The organism is Mesorhizobium sp. BR1-1-13 (assembly GCF_020165515.1).
Lineage (GTDB): Bacteria > Pseudomonadota > Alphaproteobacteria > Rhizobiales > Rhizobiaceae > Mesorhizobium.
Map to the genome: position 1 here is coordinate 94,430 of NZ_JAIUIH010000002.1, position 19,171 is coordinate 113,600.

General features: G+C 63.2%; 11 protein-coding genes. All 11 read right to left on the reverse strand.

Annotated features, from left to right (window positions below; genetic code table 11):
- Positions 1–10 precede the first annotated feature (10 nt).
- On the reverse strand, positions 11–1,630 hold the full coding sequence (locus LB533_RS04925; protein WP_224676792.1) for an ABC transporter ATP-binding protein: 1,620 nt from the start codon (positions 1,628–1,630) through the stop codon (positions 11–13).
- A gap of 1 nt (position 1,631) precedes the next feature.
- Positions 1,632–2,750, reverse strand: coding sequence for an ABC transporter permease (locus LB533_RS04930; RefSeq protein WP_224676793.1), 1,119 nt, complete (start codon positions 2,748–2,750; stop codon positions 1,632–1,634).
- Positions 2,743–3,666 carry an ABC transporter permease subunit gene (locus LB533_RS04935; protein ID WP_224623166.1) on the reverse strand — a complete coding sequence of 308 codons (924 nt, stop codon included), beginning with the start codon at positions 3,664–3,666 and terminating at the stop codon, positions 2,743–2,745. The genes LB533_RS04930 and LB533_RS04935 overlap by 8 nt, the downstream gene beginning before the upstream one ends.
- A gap of 171 nt (positions 3,667–3,837) precedes the next feature.
- The gene (locus LB533_RS04940; RefSeq protein WP_140494803.1) at positions 3,838–5,430 is read right to left on the reverse strand and encodes a peptide ABC transporter substrate-binding protein; all 1,593 of its coding nucleotides are present in this window, start codon (positions 5,428–5,430) and stop codon (positions 3,838–3,840) included.
- Between the two features lie 474 nt (positions 5,431–5,904).
- Entirely contained in the window at positions 5,905–7,539 is a 1,635-nt protein-coding gene (locus LB533_RS04945; protein WP_140638731.1) for an alpha-glucosidase family protein, read from the reverse strand.
- Positions 7,532–9,535 (reverse strand): glycogen debranching protein GlgX, encoded by a 2,004-nt coding sequence (glgX, locus tag LB533_RS04950; RefSeq protein ID WP_140638730.1) that lies wholly within the window; start codon positions 9,533–9,535, stop codon positions 7,532–7,534. Before glgX ends, LB533_RS04945 begins: the two co-directional genes overlap by 8 nt.
- Before the next feature lie 208 nt (positions 9,536–9,743).
- The gene (locus LB533_RS04955) at positions 9,744–11,372 is read right to left on the reverse strand and encodes an alpha-D-glucose phosphate-specific phosphoglucomutase (RefSeq protein WP_140638729.1); all 1,629 of its coding nucleotides are present in this window, start codon (positions 11,370–11,372) and stop codon (positions 9,744–9,746) included.
- 3 nt (positions 11,373–11,375) lie between these two features.
- Positions 11,376–12,821 (reverse strand): glycogen synthase GlgA, encoded by a 1,446-nt coding sequence (gene glgA, locus LB533_RS04960; protein WP_140638728.1) that lies wholly within the window; start codon positions 12,819–12,821, stop codon positions 11,376–11,378.
- A 135-nt stretch (positions 12,822–12,956) separates the two neighbouring features.
- Complete coding sequence (glgC, locus tag LB533_RS04965) at positions 12,957–14,222, reverse strand: glucose-1-phosphate adenylyltransferase (protein WP_224676794.1); 1,266 nt, start codon at positions 14,220–14,222, stop codon at positions 12,957–12,959.
- Positions 14,223–14,224: 2 nt separating this feature from the next.
- On the reverse strand, positions 14,225–16,471 hold the full coding sequence (gene glgB / locus LB533_RS04970; protein WP_224676795.1) for a 1,4-alpha-glucan branching protein GlgB: 2,247 nt from the start codon (positions 16,469–16,471) through the stop codon (positions 14,225–14,227).
- A gap of 104 nt (positions 16,472–16,575) precedes the next feature.
- Positions 16,576–19,044, reverse strand: coding sequence for a glycogen/starch/alpha-glucan phosphorylase (locus LB533_RS04975; RefSeq protein WP_140638726.1), 2,469 nt, complete (start codon positions 19,042–19,044; stop codon positions 16,576–16,578).
- Positions 19,045–19,171: the final 127 nt, after the last annotated feature.

Genomic DNA, 19,171 nt, shown 5'->3' on the forward strand with positions numbered 1-19,171 from the left:
CGGGCTCGCCTCACGCACTCAAACGAAACCGCGTGACATCGATTGCGGCGCTCATCAGCGTCTGCGTGTAGCTGGCCTGCGGATTGCTGAAAATGTCTTCCGTCGGCCCTTCCTCGACGATCTTGCCCTGCTTCATGACGATGATGTAGTCGGCCATGGCGCGCACCACGGCGAGATCGTGACTGATGAAGAGGTAAGACAGCTCATGGTCGGCCTGCAGCTTGCGCAGCAACTCCACGATCTGCTTCTGCACCGAACGGTCGAGCGCCGAGGTCGGCTCGTCCAGCACCACCAGCTTGGGCTTGAGGATCATGGCGCGGGCGATTGCGATGCGCTGGCGCTGGCCGCCTGAGAATTCGTGCGGATAGCGATTGCGCGAGTTGGGATCGAGGCCGACTTCGCGCAGCGCCTCGACGGCGCGCTGGTCGCGCTGCTTGCCCGAGAGGTTCGGTTCATGCACCAGCAACCCTTCGGTGATGACCTGGCCGATGGTCATGCGCGGCGACAGCGAACCGAACGGATCCTGGAAGACCAGCTGCAACTGACGCCGCAGCGGCCGCATCGACTGGCGGTCGGCGGTCGAGATATCGCGGTCGCCGAAGCGGATGATGCCGTCGCTCGGCAGCAGCCGCAGCAAAGCGCGGCCAAGCGTCGACTTTCCCGAGCCTGATTCACCAACGATGCCGATCGTCTGATTGCGCCTCAGCCTGATCGAGATGCGGTCGACGGCGCGCAGCATCAGCGGCTCGCCGGCCAGAAAGCCGCCGCCGATACGGAAGGTGACCTCGACGTTTCTGCCTTCGAGCAGGACCGGCGCGTTGGCCGGCGGCGGCGCCTTCGTTCCGGTCGGCTCGGCCGCCAGCAGCATCTTGGTGTAGGCATGCTGGGGACTGGCGAAGATCGCTTGCGCGTCCCCCTCCTCCACCACCTCGCCGGATCGCATGACGTAGACCCGGTCGGCAAAGCGCCGCACGATGCCGAGATCGTGGGTGATGAAGACGATCGCCATGCCGAGCTTGCGCTGCAGCTCAGCCAGAAGCATGAGGATCTGCGCCTGGATGGTGACGTCGAGCGCCGTCGTCGGTTCGTCGGCAATCAGGATGTCGGGATCGTTTGCCAACGCCATGGCGATCATGACGCGCTGGCGCTGGCCCCCCGACATTTCGTGCGGATAGGATTTCATGCGCCGTTCGGGATCCGGAATATGCACCAGCCTGAGCAGCTTGAGCGCCTCCTCGCGCGCTTGCGCCGCATTCAAGCCCCGGTGCCGGCGAATCGGTTCGATCAGCTGGTTGCCGATCGAATAGAGCGGATCGAGCGAGGTCATCGGCTCCTGGAAGATCATGCTGATCTTGCGGCCACGGACCCTGTTCAGCTCGGATTTGCTTAGCGTCAGAAGATTGCGGCCGCGATAATCGACGCTGCCAGTGGCTTCTCCATTGGAGGCCAGCAGGCTCATCGCCGCCATCATTGTCTGGCTTTTGCCGGAGCCGGATTCGCCGACCACGGCGACGGTTTCGCCCGCCTTGACGTGGATGTTGATGCCTTTCACCGCCTCGACCGCGCCGTCGAGGGTGCGGAAGCGCACCCGAAGATCCTTTACGCTGAGAATGGTCTCTGCTGTGTCCATCTTAGCGGTCCTTGGGGTCGAGCGCATCGCGCAGGCCGTCGCCGACGAAGTTCAGGGCGAACAAGGTGGAGACCAGGAAGAAGGCAGGGAACAGAAGCAGCCAGTTGGCGGTGCCGATGTTCTTGGCACCGACCGAGATCAGCACGCCCCAACTGGTCATCGGCTCCTGGATGCCGAGCCCGAGGAACGACAGAAAACTCTCCAGGATAATGACCTGCGGCACCAGCAGCGTCATGTAGATCACCACCGGCCCGAGCAGGTTGGGAATGACGTGGCGCAAAAGGATGCCGCGCTGGCCGACGCCCATGGCCTCGGCCGCCTGGACATATTCCTGCCGGCGGATGGACAGCGCCTGGCCACGCACGATGCGGGCCATGTCGAGCCACAGCACGGCGCCGACCGCCAGGAACATCAGCACGAAGTTGCGACCGAAGAACACCACCAGCATGATGACGAAGAAGATGAAGGGCAGCGAATAAAGCACGTCGACGATGCGCATCATCACCTCGTCTACCCTGCCTCCGGCAAAGCCGGCAGTGGCGCCGTAGAGCACGCCGATGGCCACGGCCACGACGCCGGCGAGCAGACCGATGGCCAGCGAAACGCGCCCGGCCATCAGCGTCCGCGACAACAGATCGCGGCCGGTGTTGTCGGTGCCGAAAAGAAAATACTGCTGCTTGACCGAGGCGCTCATCGTCGCTTCGTGGCCATCGGGCGACTTGCTTTCGATCCTGGTGTCGTCGAAGGCGTCGGACCGGTCGAGATAGCGGATGTTGCGGTCGTCGATCGCCTTGCTGGAGGTGACGGTCACGAAGACGCGATTGCCGTCCTGGCGCCAGTCCTTAATGTCGACACGCATGCGCCTGATCGCCTCATCGAGCGCGGTCTCGATCATGTCCGCCTTCGGATAGGCCGACAGGCTCGGCGGCGTACGCACATAATCACCATAGATGGTGGTGTATTGGTGCGGCACGAACCAGGGTCCGAACACGCTGATCACAGCGATCAGGATCAGGTAATAGAGGCTGAACATGGCGGCGCGGTTGGCCTTGAGGCGCGCCCAGGCGTCGCCCCACAGCGAACGGCCGACGACCGGTGCGGCGATCGCGATATCAGTCATAGCGCACCCTCGGATCGACCACGGCATACATGACGTCGACGATCAGGTTGAAGACGATGGTGAAGATGGCGATGACCACCACTGTCCCCATCACCAGCGTGTAGTCGCGGTTGAGCGCGGCATCGACGAAGTAGCGCCCGACGCCGGGAATGGAGAAGATCGTCTCGACGATGATCGAGCCGGTGAGCAGTGCGGCGGCAGCCGGACCGGTGAAGGAGACGATCGGCAGGACGGCGCCACGCAGCGCGTGCTTGACCACCACCGACCAGTCGGACAGGCCGAGCGCGCGCGCCGTGCGGATGTGATGCGAGCGCAGCGATTCGATCATCGAGCCGCGCATCAGGCGGGCGACGATGGCGATCTGCGGCAGGGCAAGCGTCAGCACGGGACCGATCTTGTTGATGAGCGCGCCATCGCCCCAGCCGCCGATCGGCAACAGCTTCCAGGTCAATCCGAACACAAGCTGGATCACCGGCGCGATGACGAAGGTCGGGATGGTGCTGCCCGCGGTTGCCAGCGCAATCACCGTGTAGTCGCCAAGTTTGTTCTGGTTGAGCGCCGCAATGGTACCGAGCACGCTGCCGAGCAGCAGCGCCAAGATCAGCGCGGAGGCGCCGAGCTGAATGGAAATAGGCAGGCCCTTGGCGAAAAGCTCGGTGACGGTAAAGTCCGGCATATTGTAGCTCGGGCCGAAATTGCCGCGCAGGAGATTGCCGAGATAGTGGACATATTGCAGCCAGAGCGGGTCGGCGAGCCCGAACTGGGCTTCAAGATTGGCCCTGATCTCGGGGCTCAGGCCCCGCTCCTGGTTGAACGGGCCGCCCGGTGCGACGCGCATCAGGAAGAACGCCAGGGTCACGATGACGAATAGCGTTGGAATGGCGGTCAGAAGCCGCCTGAAAATGTAGCGTAGCATCGGCGGTGCCCTGCTTCGGCCAGGGTGACGGGCATCCAACCGGACGCCCGCAGCGCTCTGGCACCTCTCATCTTCGCACCGCGGCCTGCGAAAATCGATTTCGACTTTCGGACCCCATGCGACGACAGATCGAACCGCCGTCCTGAACGGGCGGCGGGTCGATCAAGGTTTTCAGTCCTTGGAGATGAAGCGGGACGGGTGCACGTCCATGACGTTGTCGACGAAGCCGTGCAGCTTCGGGGAAACGATATCGTGATAGCTATAGTAGAGAAGCGGAATCTGGCCGACGTCGTCGACGAGGATACGTTCGGCGGCGGCGAGTTCCTTCATGCGCTCTTCCGGCTTGCCGCCGGCGGCGGCCGCCTTGTCCATGGCCGCCTCGTATTGCGGGCTGTCATAGACCGAATAGTTGTTGCCGCTGGCCTTGCGCGAGATGCCCAGGAAGGTTTCCGGATCCTTGTAGTCGGCAATCCAGGCGGCGCGCGCCACGTCATAGTCGCCCCTCTGCTCGAGGAAGGAGTAGTGGGTCTTGGTGTCGGTGTTGAGCAGCGTGACGTCGACGCCGAGCGGCTTCAGCTGTTCCTGGATGGCGACCGCGGTATTCTTGTGGTTCTCCGACGTGTTGTAGCGGATCTCCATCTTCAGCGGATGCTCCGGCGTGTAGCCGAGCTTCTCGAGTATCTTCTTGGCTGCGTCCTCACGGTCGATCTGCGACATGTCGGCATATTTGGCCATTGCCGGCGTGTAGCCCTCGATGCCCGGAGGGACCATCGAATAGCCCGGCAGCATTGAGTTCTGCCAGACCTTCTCGGCGATGAAATCACGGTCGATGGCCATCGAGATGGCATTGCGCAGCTCGACATTGTCCCAAGGCTTCTTGTCGGTCTTGATCGCGTAGTAATAGGTGCCGAGATACGGCCCCACCTTGATCTGGTCACCGAACTTGGCCTTGAGGTCGGCTAGCTGCTCGGTCGGGAGATCGTCATAGCTGTCAAGTTCGCCGGCCTCGAAGCGCTTCATCGCCGACGAGCGATCCTCTGTCGGGATGTAGTTGACGACGTCGATCTTGACGCTTCCGGCATCCCAGAATTTCGGATTCTTGACCAGTTTCATGTGATCGTTGGGAACCCACTCGGCCAGCGTATAGGGGCCGTTGGAAACGAGATTGCCCGGCTTGATCCAGTCGGCGCCGAGCTTGTCCATGGACGCCTTGTTGACCGGATAGGTCGCCTGGTGGGTCAGCATTTCGAGGAAATAGGGCGTCGGCGCTTTCAGCGTCACTTCAAGGGTTGTTGCGTCGATCGCCTTGACGCCCATGTCCTCGGGCTTGCCCTTCTTGGTGTTGACTTCCTCGGCGTTCTTGACGGGATAGAGCATCGAGGCATATTCGGCGGCCGTGGCCGGGTCTTCGAGGCGACGGAAAGCGAAGACGAAGTCTTCGGCCGTCACCGGGCTGCCGTCGGACCACTGGCCGTCCTTCCTGAGTTTGAAGGTGTAGACGGTGCCGTCATCCGACACCGTCCAGCTCTCGGCGGCGCCGGGGATGACGTTGGCCTTCTCGTCCTGCATCACCAGCCCTTGGAACAGGTCGCGCAAGACGTTGGCTTCATAGACCGTCGAGGTCTTGTGCGGATCAACCGACTCGGATTCGGCAGCAGTGCCCCTGTTGTAGACGACCTCGGCAAAGGCCGGCGTGTAGAATGTTCCGGCGGCCAGCGCCATGGTCGTGGCGAATGCCGTCGCCTTCAGCATGTTTTTCAGCATGAAGTTTCTCCCTGTCGGCGCTGCCAACGGCGCGCCTTTGCGTGTTGACGCCCCGGGACCGATGTCTGGCCCCTTTGAGCGCGCCGCCGGTTCCCTCCGTCGGCTGGTGGCAGGAGACTAGACAGGCGGCAAGCTCTTTTCAACCGAGTACTGATTGACCCTAAGTCAATAGCCAGGAATCAAAGAAGCCGCGGCTAAATTAGCGCAGCTTTTCAATCATACGCACTTCCAGGTGCGCCTAGAGTTTTCGCTTTTTGCATGCGAACTTTGGCATGCTCGGCGGCATGGTTCAGAACCTCTGACGGGGCTGACCTATTCGGACGTTCTGGCCTCGAAGGTACAGTCGGCCAGATCGCCACCGCCATGGCCAATGTTCCCGGGCTCGGCAACCTCGGTGAAGCCGACGTCCGGGTCACCGGCACAACGTGCGGACGTGCCGTGCTTGTCCAGTAAGGTGGCCGGCACCGTGCTGAATCAGGCAAGCTGTCCAAGAAAGCATCCGAGTGCCGGCAGCAAAAGCACAGCTTCTCTGGCGAGCGAGGCATCGCCGCCAAGTTTCGCAACCACTGCTAAGTCTTGCGGCAGCGGCCAATTGGCCGGTTCCCCGGCGAAATTGAAGGCACAAAGCAGCCTCTCATCGCCACGCTCGCGGACAAAGGCCAGCACGTCGCCTTCGGCGTCGAGAAAGCGGATCGAACCGCCGACCAGCGCTGGATGCCGCTTGCGCAAGGCGAACGCCGAACGGTAGGCGGAAAGTACCGATTGCTCATCGCCGCTCTGTACATCGACCGCGCGAGCGCGATGGCTTTCCGGCACCGGCAGCCAGGGTTTACCGGTGGAGAAGCCCGCATTGTCGGCGCCGGACTCCCAGACCATGGGTGTGCGGCAACCATCCCTTCCCTTCACACCGGGCCAGAAGCGGATGCCGACAGGATCGCGCAGGTCCTCATAGGCAAGTTCCGCCTCCTGCAAACCGAGCTCCTCGCCTTGGTAGAGTGAGATCGAGCCACGCAGGCACGAGAGCAACATGATCGAGAATTTGGCCACCACGTCGGGATCGCCGCCCGTCCGCGTCCAGCGGCTGACATGGCGCACGACGTCATGGTTGGAAAACGCCCAGCAGACCCAGCCCTCGGCGACAGCATTTTCGAAAGCCTCGACACAGCCACGCACATGCGCCGCCGAAAATTGCGGGCCGAGCAGATCGAAGGTGTAGCACATCTGCAGCTTGTCGCCGCCGGAGGTGTAGGTGGCCAGCGTCTGCAGGGAGCGCCCCTCATCGCCGATTTCGCCGACGGCGGCGCGATCCCCGTACTCGTCGAGCAGCGCCCGAAAGCGCCGCAGGAACGCCAGGTTTTCGGGCTGCGTCTTGTCGAACAGGTGCTCCTGGTAGAGGTAGGTGTTGGTCTCGGTATTGGTGCCCGCAACGCTTGACGCCAAGGGCGGATTGCTGCGCAGCCAGCGGTCGTGGACGTAGTAGTTGACGGTGTCCAGCCGGAAGCCGTCGACGCCGCGCTCCAACCAGAACCGCACCGTATCCAGGAGCGCGTCCTGGACCTCGGGATTGTGGAAATTGAGATCCGGCTGCGAAGCGAGGAAATTGTGCAGGTAGTACTGCCGGCGGGTCGCATCCCACTCCCATGAGGGGCCGCCGAAGACCGACAGCCAGTTGTTGGGCGCGCCGCCATCGGGCCTGGCGTCGGCCCACACATACCAGTCGGCCTTTGGATTGTCGCGGCTGGCGCGGCTTTCGACGAACCATTCGTGCCTGTCGGAGGAATGAGACAGCACCTGGTCGATGACGATCTTCAGGCCGAGCCGGTGTGCTCCGGCAACCAGAATGTCGAAATCCTCCAACGTCCCGAACATCGGATCGACGTCGCGATAGTCCGACACGTCGTAGCCCATATCGGCCATCGGCGACTTGAAGAAGGGCGAAAGCCAGACAGCATCCGCACCGAGCGAGGCGATGTGGGCGAGCCTTGATGTGATGCCGGGGAGATCGCCGCTGCCGTCGCCGGTCGTGTCCTGGAAGGAACGCGGATAGACCTGGTAAATGACGCAGCCGCGCCACCAGTCGGCCGGCCGCTCGGCATTATCGTCAGCCATCACGATCCTTTCCCTGTGTCGGCCATTCTGCCCTGCGCTCGATCATGAAATTCACGCTGCGGCCCGGCAGCGCGCGAGAAAGATCAACTGCTTGTGCTTCGATGGCGGGATGCCATTGAAATCCGTCTCGCGCGGGCAAAGTGAAGATGCATTGGCGGCGATCGCCATTGATCATGACGGCAAGCCGGCCATCCACGCCGCCGAGCAGCATGACGAGGCGATGCCGGGCGGGATCGTTCCACTCCGCCTCGCCGAGCGGCGCCCCCGTCTCCGTGAGCCAGGCGACGTCGGGCGTGTCCAAACCCGCCAGCGGCTGTCCGGTGAGGAAATGCGTATTGGAGAGCGCCGGCACAGTGCGGCGCAACGCGGCCAGCGCACATGCGTAGCCTTCCAGCGCCTGGTCGCGGCCTGCCCAGTCGAGCCAGGTGATGGCGTTGTCCTGCGCATAAGCGTTGTTGTTGCCTTGCTGGCTGCGGCCGAATTCGTCGCCTGATGTCAGCATGATGGTGCCGCGCGAGGCGAACAGCGTGGCGAGCAGCGCACACTGGTCGCTGAAGCGCGCCTTCCTGATTGCTGCGTCGTCCGTCTCGCCCTCGGCGCCGTTGTTCCAGGACAGGTTCTCGTTGTGGCCATCGCGGTTCTGCTCGCCATTGGCCTCGTTGTGCTTCTCCTCATAGGCGACGATGTCGGCCAGCGTCATGCCGTCATGCGCAGCGATGAAATTGACGCTTCGGCTGGTCGGCTGCCCAGCCCTGCCGAAAATATCGGACGAGCCGGCAAGCCGTGTGGCGAGCACGCCGACACCGTCGGCATCGCCGCGCCAGAAGTGCCTGACATCGTCGCGATAGCGGTCGTTCCATTCGAGGAAAGGCGGCGGAAAATTGCCAAGCTGATAGCCGTCGGGGCCGATGTCCCAGGGTTCGGCGATCAACACACGGCCGGCCAACAGCGCATCCTCCCGCACCATCTTCAGCAACGGCGCTTGCGCTTCGAATGCGCCGTTGACGCGCCCCAGCACTGGCGCCAGGTCGAAACGAAAGCCGTCGACGCCGGCGCGGCGGACGAAATGGCGAAGCGTGTCGAGCACCATTTCCCGCACCACCGGGTGGTCACACGCGACCGTGTTGCCCGTGCCGGTGTCATTGACCAGCCTGCCATCCGGCTGGTGCAGGTAATAGGCCTGATTGTCGAGGCCGCGCAGCGACAATGTCGGACCGAGCCTGTCGCTTTCGCCCGTATGGTTGAAGACGAGGTCGAGAATGGTGCCGATGCCGGCTGCACGCAGCGCGGCAACGGTGTCGCGCAATTCGGCCAGGCCGCCAGGCGCCAGGCGCGGGTCGAGCGCCATGAAGGTGACAGGATTGTAGCCCCAGGCGTTGCTCAACCCGAGCGGCGGCAGATGCCGCTCGTCGATCGACGCGGTCACCGGCATCAGTTCGACGGCGGAGACGCCGAGCCTTTGCAGGTGCTCGATGACAGCCGGATGAGCAAGTGCGGCGATCGTGCCGCGCTGGCTTTCCGGCACATCCGGATGCAGCTTGGTGAAGGCGCGCACCGGCACTTCGTAAATCAGGCCGCCGGGACGGAACAGCGGCGGCAGCACAGGCACAGCCGTGTGCAGGGCTTTCGCCACGGCCTTCGGCATCAGCGGCGCGGTGTCGGCACCCTCGTTGCGGCGCGCAGCGAGGCGCCAGTGACAGGCATAGGGTCGGTCGATTTCGATGGCGTAGGGATCAGTCAGCAGCTTGTCGGGGTCGAACCAAAATCCGCGCTCGGGCGCGTAGTCGCCATCGGCACGGAAACCGTAGCGGGTGCCCTCGGCAAGGCCGGAGACGAAGAGTGCATGCACCCCCTCTCCTTCCGGTTTCAGCTCCAGCCGGTCAAGTTCGCGGTTTCGCTGTTCGTCGAAGATCGAGACCCAAAGGCGACGGGCCGACGACGACCAGGCGGCAAAGCGGATGCCGTCCTGGGCGACGGTGGCGCCGAGTGAAGTCATGCAGGTTTCCCCTTCTCCCCTTGTGGGAGAAGGTGTCGCCGAAGAGGACGGATGAGGGGGGTTCCAGCTTGGCACCGGCGGCGATCTGTCACGCACCCCTCAACCATCTCGGCGCTACGCGCCGATCCACCGCCCTGGGGCGAGCCACGGGTCTCGCCCCGTCCTTCGGACCCCATAAGGGGAGAAGGAAGGGAGCACTCCGCCACGCTCAAGTAATCACGCTCGGCTTGTTGCGGCCGGTGTGGCTCCTGATTCCCGCGATGTCATCCGCTGCCGCGATCAGGTCGGCGAGCGCCTTCTGCGTATCGAGATCGTGCCTCGCCTTGTCCGGCTCGTAGCGCTCGATGTAGACGCGCAAGGTGGCCCCTGAGGTGCCCGTGCCGGAGAGCCGGAAGACGACGCGCGAACCGCCTTCGAACAGCACCCTTATGCCTTGATGCTCGCTCACCGAACCGTCGACCGGATCGTGATAGGCGAAGTCGTCCGCCTTGGCGATCTTCAGGCCGCGCACGCTGGTGCCCGGCAATGAGCCGAGCTTGGCGCGCAGTTCGTCGATCAGCGCATTGGCGCGCGTGCTCTCGACTTCCTCGTAGTCATGGCGCGAATAGTAGTTTCGGCCGTAGGTCGCCCAGTGCTCGGTGGCGATCTGCTTACAGCTCTCGCCGCGCGCGGCGAGGATGTTGAGCCACAGGAGCACGGCCCACAGGCCGTCCTTCTCGCGCACATGGTTGGAGCCGGTGCCGGCACTTTCCTCGCCGCAGATCGTCGCCATGCCGGCATCGAGCAGATTGCCGAAGAATTTCCAGCCGGTCGGCGTCTCATACATGCCGATGCCGAGTTTTTCGGCGACGCGGTCGGCGGCCCCGCTGGTCGGCATCGAACGGGCGATGCCTTTCAAGCCTTTCTTGTAGCCCGGCGCCAGGCGGGCGTTGGCGGCAAGCATGGCGAGAGAATCCGACGGGGTGACGAAAATACCCTTCCCGATGATCAAATTGCGGTCGCCGTCACCGTCGGAGGCGGCACCGAAATCCGGCGCGTCCGGTCCCATCATCTCGTCATAGAGATGTTTGGCATGGACCAGGTTCGGATCCGGATGATGGCCGCCGAAATCCGGCAGCGGCTTGAAGTTGCGGCAGGTGCCGGCGGGCGCGCCTAGCCGGTGTTCGAGGATCTCCTTGGCGTAGGGACCGGTCACCGCGTGCATGGCGTCGAAGCGCATGCGAAAGCCCGACTTGAACAGTTTGCGCAGCGCGTCGAAATCGAACAGGCTTTCCATCAGCTCGGCATAGTCGGCGACCGGGTCGATGATCTCGACGGTCATGCCGGCGGCCTTGACGGTGCCGATCGTGTCGATGTCGATCGGATCGATGTCGGCGGTCTTGAAGCTGGAAATCGCCTTGCTCCTGGCGAAAATCGCATCGGTCAGCTTTTCCGGCGCCGGACCGCCATTGCCGGCATTGTATTTGATGCCGAAATCCTCGTGCGGGCCACCCGGATTGTGGCTGGCCGACAGGATGATGCCGCCGAACGTTTTGTATTTGCGGATGACATGCGAAGCGGCCGGCGTCGACAGGATGCCGCCCTGCCCGACCATCACCTTGCCGAACCCGTTGGCGGCGGCCATGGCGATGGCCTTCTGGATGACCTCGCGATTGTAGAAGCGGCCGTCGCCGCCGATCACCAGGGTCTTGCCCTTGAACCCGTCCAGCGCGTCGAAGATCGACTGGATGAAGTTCTCGGCATAGTGCTCCTGCTGGAACACAGGCACCTTCTTGCGCAGCCCCGACGTGCCGGGCTTCTGGTCGGAATAGGGTTTAGTGGGAACGGTGCGTATCATGCTTCAAGCAACCCTTTTCGAAAGCAGCAGGCGATAGAGTTCAACGTACTTGTCAGCGCTTCGGTCCCAGGACAGGTCGGTCTTCATGCCCTGGCGCTGGATGGCCTCGAAGATCGCGGGGCTGGCATGGGCCTCGGCCAGGCGGCGGATGGCGTGAAGCAGCGCGCCGCCATCGTTGGGAGCGAACTGGAACCCGGTCGCCACGCCGGCGGCAATCGCCGCCTCGTTGGCGTCGATGATGGTGTCCGCGAGCCCGCCAGTGCGGGCGACCACCGGCACGCAGCCGTAACGCAGCCCGTAAAGCTGCGTCAGTCCGCAAGGCTCGAAGCGCGACGGGATGACGATGGCGTCGCAGCCGCCCTGCATGACGTGCGACAGGCCTTCGTCATAGCCGACGACGACGCCAATGCGGCCGCGATGCCGCGCCGCCGCGGCGAGCAGCGCGCCTTCGAGACCGGCATCGCCCGAGCCGAGAATGGCCAGCCGCGCGCCCGTCGCAACGATGCCGTCGACCGCCGTCGCCAATATATCCATGCCCTTCTGCCAGGTCAGGCGGCTGACGACGCAGACGATCGGGCTACCGTCGCGATCGAGCCCGAAACGGTCCTCGACAGCGGCCCTGTTAGGCGCGCGCGCCTTGAGCGAGGCGGCTGTATAGTTTGACACCAGATGCTTGTCGGTCTCCGGGTTCCAGATGGCGGTGTCGATGCCGTTGACGATGCCATAGAGATCGCTGGAACGCATGTTGATCAGGCCGTCGAGACCCATGCCGAATTCCGGCGAGCGGATTTCCTGCGCATAGGTCGGGCTGACGGTGGTGATTGCCCAGGCAGCCTGCAAGCCGGCCTTGAGGAAGCCGACGCCACCATAATATTCCACACCGTCAAGCGCCATCGCCGCCGCCGGCAGGCCGAGTTCGCCGAAGATACCGGCGCCGAACTGCCCCTGGAAGGCGAGATTGTGGACAGTCATCATCGACGGCGTGCCCACCGCCTTGCCATAGCGCATATAGGCCAGCGTCATCGCCGACTGCCAGTCATGGGCATGCACGATATCGGGCATGTAACCGGAGATGGCACCGCCGGCGATATCGGCGCCGGCCTGGCTGAGCGCTGCGAAACGGCGCCAATTGTCCGGCCAATCGGCACCCGCGGCATTTCCGTAGGGACCACCGGGACGATCGAACAGATGCGGCGCGTCGAGCACGAAAAGATCGAGCCCGGCAAGCTGGACAGAATGGACCGAAGCCTTGCCGCCCTGCAGCAGCGGATACTTGTAGACAGCCTTTTTTTTCTTGGAGGCGTCCATCACCGTGGGAAAGCCGGGAATAAGCGTGCGCATGGTCACGCCTTTGGCGGCCAGCGCGACGGGCAGCGCGCCGGTCACATCGGCAAGCCCGCCGGTCTTGATCAGCGGAAAGATCTCGGGCGTGACCGACAGAACCTGCATGCGCTTACCGAACCAATCCTGGTGCATGTAGCCCAAACCGTGCAGCGGTTCTTGGGCAAGGACATGCACAAACCACCCTAAAGTGACAGCTTGTTGATCAACCTGATCAGCTTGACAACTTGTTGATCAACCCGATCAGGTTGACAACTTGTTGATCATGTCCTGCGTGATCAGGCAGATGCCCTTTTCCGAAACGCGGAAGCGCTTGGCGTCGAGCACGGGATCCTCACCGACCACCAGCCCTTCCGGTATCCTTACACCGTGGTCGATGACGACGCGCTTCAACGTTGCGTTCCGGCCGACATGGACGTCGGGCAGCATGACGACCTCTTCCAGCGTCGAATAGGAATTGATACGCGCGCCGGTGAAGATCAGGCTTTTGCGGAGCGTCGCGCCCGAGACGATGCAGTCGCCCGACACCAGCGAGGACACGGCCGAGCCGCGCCGTCCATCCTCGTCATGGACGAACTTCGCCGGCGGCTTCAACTCGGCATAGGTCCAGATCGGCCAGTCGCGGTCGTAGAGGTCGAGTTCGGGCGTCACGTCGGTCAGGTCGATATTGGCTTCCCAATAGGCATCGACGGTGCCGACATCGCGCCAGTAGGCCTCATTTTCCGCGGTCGAGCGCACGCAGGACTTGGCGAAGCGGTGGGCGATCGCCTTACCGTGCTCGACGATATAGGGGATGATGTCCTTGCCGAAGTCGCGGCTCGAACCGGGCTCGGCCGCGTCGCGGCGCAGCTGCTCCATCAGGAACTTGGTCTTGAACACGTAGATGCCCATCGAGGCCAGGGCAAGCTCGGGTTTGTCTGGAATGCCGGGAGGATCGGCCGGCTTTTCGACGAAGGCGATGATGTTGTCCTTGGCATCGACATGCATGACGCCGAAGCCCGTGGCCTCCATGCGCGGCACTTCGAGGCAGCCGACGGTGACATCGGCGCCGGCGTCGACATGCTGGCGCAGCATCAACTCGTAGTCCATCTTGTAGATGTGATCGCCGGCGAGGATGACCATGTATTCGGGGCCATAGGCCTCGATGATGTCGATGTTCTGGTAGACCGCGTCGGCCGTGCCTTCATACCACTGGGTTTCCGACACGCGCTGGCTGGCCGGCAGGATGTCGAAGCTTTCGTTTCGTTCGGGCCGTAGGAAGTTCCAGCCGCGCTGCAAATGGCGGATCAGCGAATGCGCCTTGTATTGGGTTGCAACCCCAAGGCGGCGGATGCCGGAGTTGAGGGCGTTGGAGAGCGCGAAATCGATGATGCGCGTCTTGCCGCCGAAATAGACCGCCGGCTTGGCGCGCCGGTCGGTCAGTTCCTTGAGTCGGCTGCCGCGCCCGCCGGCCAGCACATAGGCCATGGCGTCGCGGGCCAGCGGCTGGGTTCGTTTCGAGTTTGCCATTTCTACCCTCCCAAATTACCCGGTCTCGACATGGCTTGTTCCGCGACCAGTTCAAGCATGATCGTCGACAGCGGCGGCAGGAGCATCGTTGCGGAGATGCCCCCTTCCTCCGCCCGCGCTTCGACGGCGCCGCCATTGCCCTTGCCGGAGCCGCCATATTCGGACGCGTCCGTGTTGATGATCTCGCGCCATGTGCCGGCTTTCGGCAGCGGCACGCGGTAGTTGTCGCGCGGCACCGGCGTGAAATTGGAGATGACCGCGACCGGATTGCCTCCCGGCGCGCTGCGCAGCCATGCAAAGACGGAATTCTGGCTGTCGTCGACGATCAGCCAGGAAAAGCCTTCCGGCTCGCAATCGCGGCCGTGCAGGGCCGGACGCGAGCGGTAGAGATAGTTGAGGTCGCGCACCACCTGCCAGACGCCGCGATGCGAGCGGACATCGAGAAGATTCCAGTCGAGCGCGCGCGCCTCGCTCCATTCACGGCGCTGGGCGAACTCCTGGCCCATGAACAGCAGCTTCTTGCCGGGGTAGCCCCACATGAAAGCGTAGTAGGCGCGCAAGGTCGCGAATTTCTGCCAGTCGTCGCCGGCCATCTTGCCAAGCAGCGTGCCTTTGCCGTGCACGACCTCGTCATGCGAGAGCGGCAGCACGAAGTTTTCCGAGAAGGCATAGACCAGGCCGAAGGTGAGGTCGTTGTGGTGGTGTTTGCGGAAGATCGGCTCCTTGGAAAAATACTCCAGCGTGTCGTGCATGAAGCCCATGTTCCACTTGAAGCCGAAGCCCAGCCCGCCTTCATGGACCGGCGCCGAGACCTTCGGCCACGAGGTCGATTCCTCGGCGATGGTCATGACACCCGGATGGTGGCCGTAGAGCTCCTTGTTCATCTTCTGCAGGAAGCTGACCGCCTCGAGGTTCTCGCGGCCGCCCTTCTCGTTGGGGATCCATTCGCCTGCCTTGCGCGAATAATCGAGGTAGAGCATCGAGGCGACCGCGTCGACGCGCAGGCCGTCGACGTGGTATTTTTCCGCCCAGAACAACGCATTGTTGACCAGGAACGACGCCACTTCGCGGCGGCCGAAATTGTAGATCGCGGTGTTCCAGTCGGGGTGGAAGCCCTTGCGCGGATCGGCATGCTCATAGAGCGCTGTGCCGTCGAATTGAACCAGGCCGTGTTCGTCGACCGGAAAATGCGCAGGCACCCAATCCAGGATGACGCCGACGCCGGCACGGTGGGCGCCGTCGACAAAGCGGGCAAAGCCGGCCGGGTCGCCAAAACGGGCCGACGGTGCGTAGAGGCCGGTCGTCTGGTAGCCCCAGGAGGGATCATAGGGATGTTCGGAGATCGGCATGAACTCGATGTGGGTGAAGCCGGTCTCGACGACATAGGGGATCAGCCGGTCGGCCAGTTCATCCCATGACAGAAACGTGCCGTCATCGCGAAGCTGCCAGGAACCGGCATGGACCTCGTAGATGGAGATGGCCTCGCGCCGGGGATCGGCATTGCGCCAGAAAGTCCGGTGCGCCTCATCGCCCCATTGATGGGCGGGCGACGAAGCGGTCACCGAAGCGGTCGCCGGGCGCAGTTCGGACTTGAAGGCAAACGGATCGGCCTTGAGCGGGAGCCTCACGCCATCGGGGCCGATGATCTCGTATTTATAGGGCCTGCCGGCGCCGATATCGGGGATGAACACCTCCCAGATGCCGGTGTCGCGGCGGTCGCGCATCGAATGACGGCGACCGTCCCAATCGTTGAAATCGCCGACCACCGAGACGCGCCGGGCGTTTGGAGCCCAGACGGCGAAATGCACGCCGGTGGCGCCTTCGTGTTCGATGACATGTGCGCCGAGCTTGTCGAACAGCCTCAGATGCGAGCCCTCGGCAATGTAGTAATCGTCCATCGGACCGAGCACCGGGCCGAAACTATAGGGATCGGTCAACCACCAGTCGCCGCCGGCATTCCTGGCGTGATAGCGCAACGGCTGGCGCTTCCTGATCGACAGCTTGCCTTCGAAAAAGCCGCCATCGTCACGCCTGGAGAGTTCACCAGCAATCATGCCGGTCAGCGTATAGGCGGTGACGAACTCCGCATGCGGAACGAAGCAGCGGGCAAACAGGGTCTTGCCCACCTCATGGACGCCGAGGACCGCAAACGGATCGCCGTGCGTGCCGGCGACAATCGCCGCGACATCGCTGGCCGGCGCCGATCCGTCCGGCCCGCTTGTCGCAGCGGTCGCGCGCGGTTTGCTCATCGGGCAGTGTCCCTCCCCGGGCACCAAATGTTTGTTTTAAGGTATAAATTCGGCGTTCGAACTCACACCCAGGACCACATCGTTCGTCGCTTCATGCAATCACATCAGGCAGGCACGTTCCAGATGTCTTTCGCGTATTGGCGGATCGTGCGATCGGAAGAGAACCAGCCGACGCGCGCGACGTTATGGATTGCCCTGGCGTACCAGTCCGGGCTGTTGCGCCAGACGGCGTCGACGTCTCGCTGGCAAGCGGCATAGGCGTCGAAATCCGCCGCGACCATGAACCAGTCGCTGTCGTAGAGACCATTGATGAGATCGCGGTAGCGGTTGGGATCATCGGGCGAAAAGACGCCCGATGAAACGGCCGCGAGCGCCTGCGACAGTTCGGGCGATGCCTCGATGACGCCACGCGGATCGTAGCCATTGTTGCGGCGCTCGGTGACCTCCGCCGTGGTCAGGCCGAAGATGAAGATGTTGTCGTCGCCGACGCACTCCTTGATTTCGACATTGGCGCCGTCGAGCGTGCCGATGGTCAGCGCGCCGTTCAGCGCGAACTTCATGTTGCCGGTGCCCGAAGCCTCCATGCCGGCGGTCGAGATCTGCTCGGAAAGGTCGGCGGCCGGCATCATGATCTCGGCGAGGCTGACATTGTAGTTCGGCACGAACACCACCTTGAGCAAGCCGCGAACGGCAGGATCGCGGTTGATGACCCTGGCGACGTCGTTGGCCAGTTTGATGATCAGCTTGGCATTGTGGTAGCTGGGCGCCGCCTTGCCGCCGAAGAATTTCACACGCGGCATCCAGTCGCGCTCCGGATGCGAGCGGATCTGATCGTAGAGCGCGACCGCCTCGAGGATGTTCAGGAGCTGGCGCTTGTATTCGTGGATGCGCTTGACCTGGATGTCGAACAGCGCCGAGGGATCAAGCCTGATACCGAGCCGGTCGGCGACGAGATTGGCCAACTTCACCTTGTTCTGCCGCTTCACGCCGGCGAATTTTTCGCGGAAAGCGGTATCGTCGGCAAAGGCATCGAGCCCCTTGACGGCCTCGATGTCATCCAGGAAGCGGTCGCCGATCGCCTCGCGGGCGAGTGCGGTCAGACCTGGGTTGCACTGGATCAGCCAGCGCCGCGGCGTGATGCCGTTGGTCTTGTTGTTGATGCGGTCGGGATATAGCGTGTGCAGGTCGGCGAACACCGTTTCCTTCATCAGCTCGGTATGCAGCGCCGAGACGCCGTTGATCGAATGCGAGCCGACGAAGGCGAGATTGCCCATGCGCACGCGGCGGTCGCCATTCTCCTGGATCAGCGAGATGCGGCTGATCTGCTCGCCGGAGAACTGGTTGGTGGCGCGCGCCTCGAGCAGCACCTGCGCATTGATAGCGTAGACGATCTGCATATGGCGCGGCAAAAGCCGCTCGAACAGCGGCACCGGCCAGCTTTCCAGCGCCTCCGGCAGCAGCGTGTGGTTGGTGTAGCCGAAGGTGCGTTTGGTGGTGTCCCAGGCCTGGTCGAAATCCATGCCGTGGACGTCCATCAGGAGGCGCATCAGCTCCGGCACGGCGATCGCCGGATGGGTGTCGTTGAGGTGGATTGCCGCCTTGTCGGGCAGCGACTTCAGGTCGCCATATTGGCTGAGATGCCGCTGCACGATGTCCTGCAGCGAAGCGGTGGAGAAAAAATATTCCTGCCGCAGCCTGAGTTCCTGCCCTGCCATATGGGAATCGGCGGGATAGAGCACGCGCGACAGCGCGTCGGCCTTGTTGCTTTCGGCGAGTGCGCCGATGTGGTCGCCGGCGTTGAACTTGTCGAGCAGGATCGGATCGACCGGCATGCCCGACCACAGCCGCAGGGTGTTGACGCGGTTCCCCCGCCAGCCGACGACGGGTGTGTCGTAGGCGACGGCCAGCACATGCTCGGTCGGCTTCCAGACATGGCGTTCCAGCCGGCCATCCCTGGTGGTGACCGATTCCACCGAGCCGCCGAACCCGACCTCGAACGACCGTTCGCGGCGTTCGAACTCCCAGGGATTGCCGTGATCGAGCCAGGTCTCGGGCAATTCTACCTGCCAGCCGTCATGTATCTCCTGGCGGAACATGCCGTTGGCGTAGCGGATACCGTAGCCATGCGCGGGAATATCGACGGTGGCCATGCTTTCCATGAAGCAGGCGGCGAGCCGGCCGAGGCCGCCATTGCCAAGCGCTGCATCCGGCTCAAGCGTGGCGATGAGGTCGAGTTCCACACCCAGCGACGACAACGCCTCGCGCATGTTCTCCATCAGGCCGAGATTGGAGAAGGCGTCACGCATCAGGCGGCCGATGAGGAACTCCAGCGAGAGGTAATAGACGCGCTTTTCCTGCTGGGCGTAGGCCTCTTTCGTTGCCTGCATCCAGCGATCGACGATGCGGTCGCGCACGACCTTGATCGAGGCGGTCAGCCAATCGTACTGGGTGGCGACGGTGGTGTCCTTGCCGACCCTGTATTTGAGGGCCATCAAGACTTCCCTTGCGAGCGTCTTGGGGTCGGGATTTTCAAGCAGTGGCGGGAGGGGGTCGGATGTCATCGTGCGCGTCATGCTGCCTCTCGTGCGATTGCCACGATCATACCGGCTTTCATCATTGATCCCAGCCCATGCTACCGCATTGCAGCAAAAGTTCAATCGATTTAAGTGAGCCGGGGGCGACTTACCCAGCGGCAATTTG

Coding starts and splice junctions, on each gene's coding strand:
- LB533_RS04955 (WP_140638729.1), bottom strand. CDS start 11,372: ATGATACGCACCGTTCCCACTAAACCCTATTCCGACCAGAAGCCCGGC.
- glgX (WP_140638730.1), bottom strand. CDS start 9,535: ATGACTTCACTCGGCGCCACCGTCGCCCAGGACGGCATCCGCTTTGCC.
- glgB (WP_224676795.1), bottom strand. CDS start 16,471: ATGAGCAAACCGCGCGCGACCGCTGCGACAAGCGGGCCGGACGGATCG.
- LB533_RS04945 (WP_140638731.1), bottom strand. CDS start 7,539: ATGGCTGACGATAATGCCGAGCGGCCGGCCGACTGGTGGCGCGGCTGC.
- glgC (WP_224676794.1), bottom strand. CDS start 14,222: ATGGCAAACTCGAAACGAACCCAGCCGCTGGCCCGCGACGCCATGGCC.
- glgA (WP_140638728.1), bottom strand. CDS start 12,821: ATGCAGGTTCTGTCGGTCACGCCCGAGATCTTTCCGCTGATCAAGACC.
- LB533_RS04930 (WP_224676793.1), bottom strand. CDS start 2,750: ATGACTGATATCGCGATCGCCGCACCGGTCGTCGGCCGTTCGCTGTGG.
- LB533_RS04975 (WP_140638726.1), bottom strand. CDS start 19,044: ATGACGCGCACGATGACATCCGACCCCCTCCCGCCACTGCTTGAAAAT.
- LB533_RS04940 (WP_140494803.1), bottom strand. CDS start 5,430: ATGCTGAAAAACATGCTGAAGGCGACGGCATTCGCCACGACCATGGCG.
- LB533_RS04935 (WP_224623166.1), bottom strand. CDS start 3,666: ATGCTACGCTACATTTTCAGGCGGCTTCTGACCGCCATTCCAACGCTA.
- LB533_RS04925 (WP_224676792.1), bottom strand. CDS start 1,630: ATGGACACAGCAGAGACCATTCTCAGCGTAAAGGATCTTCGGGTGCGC.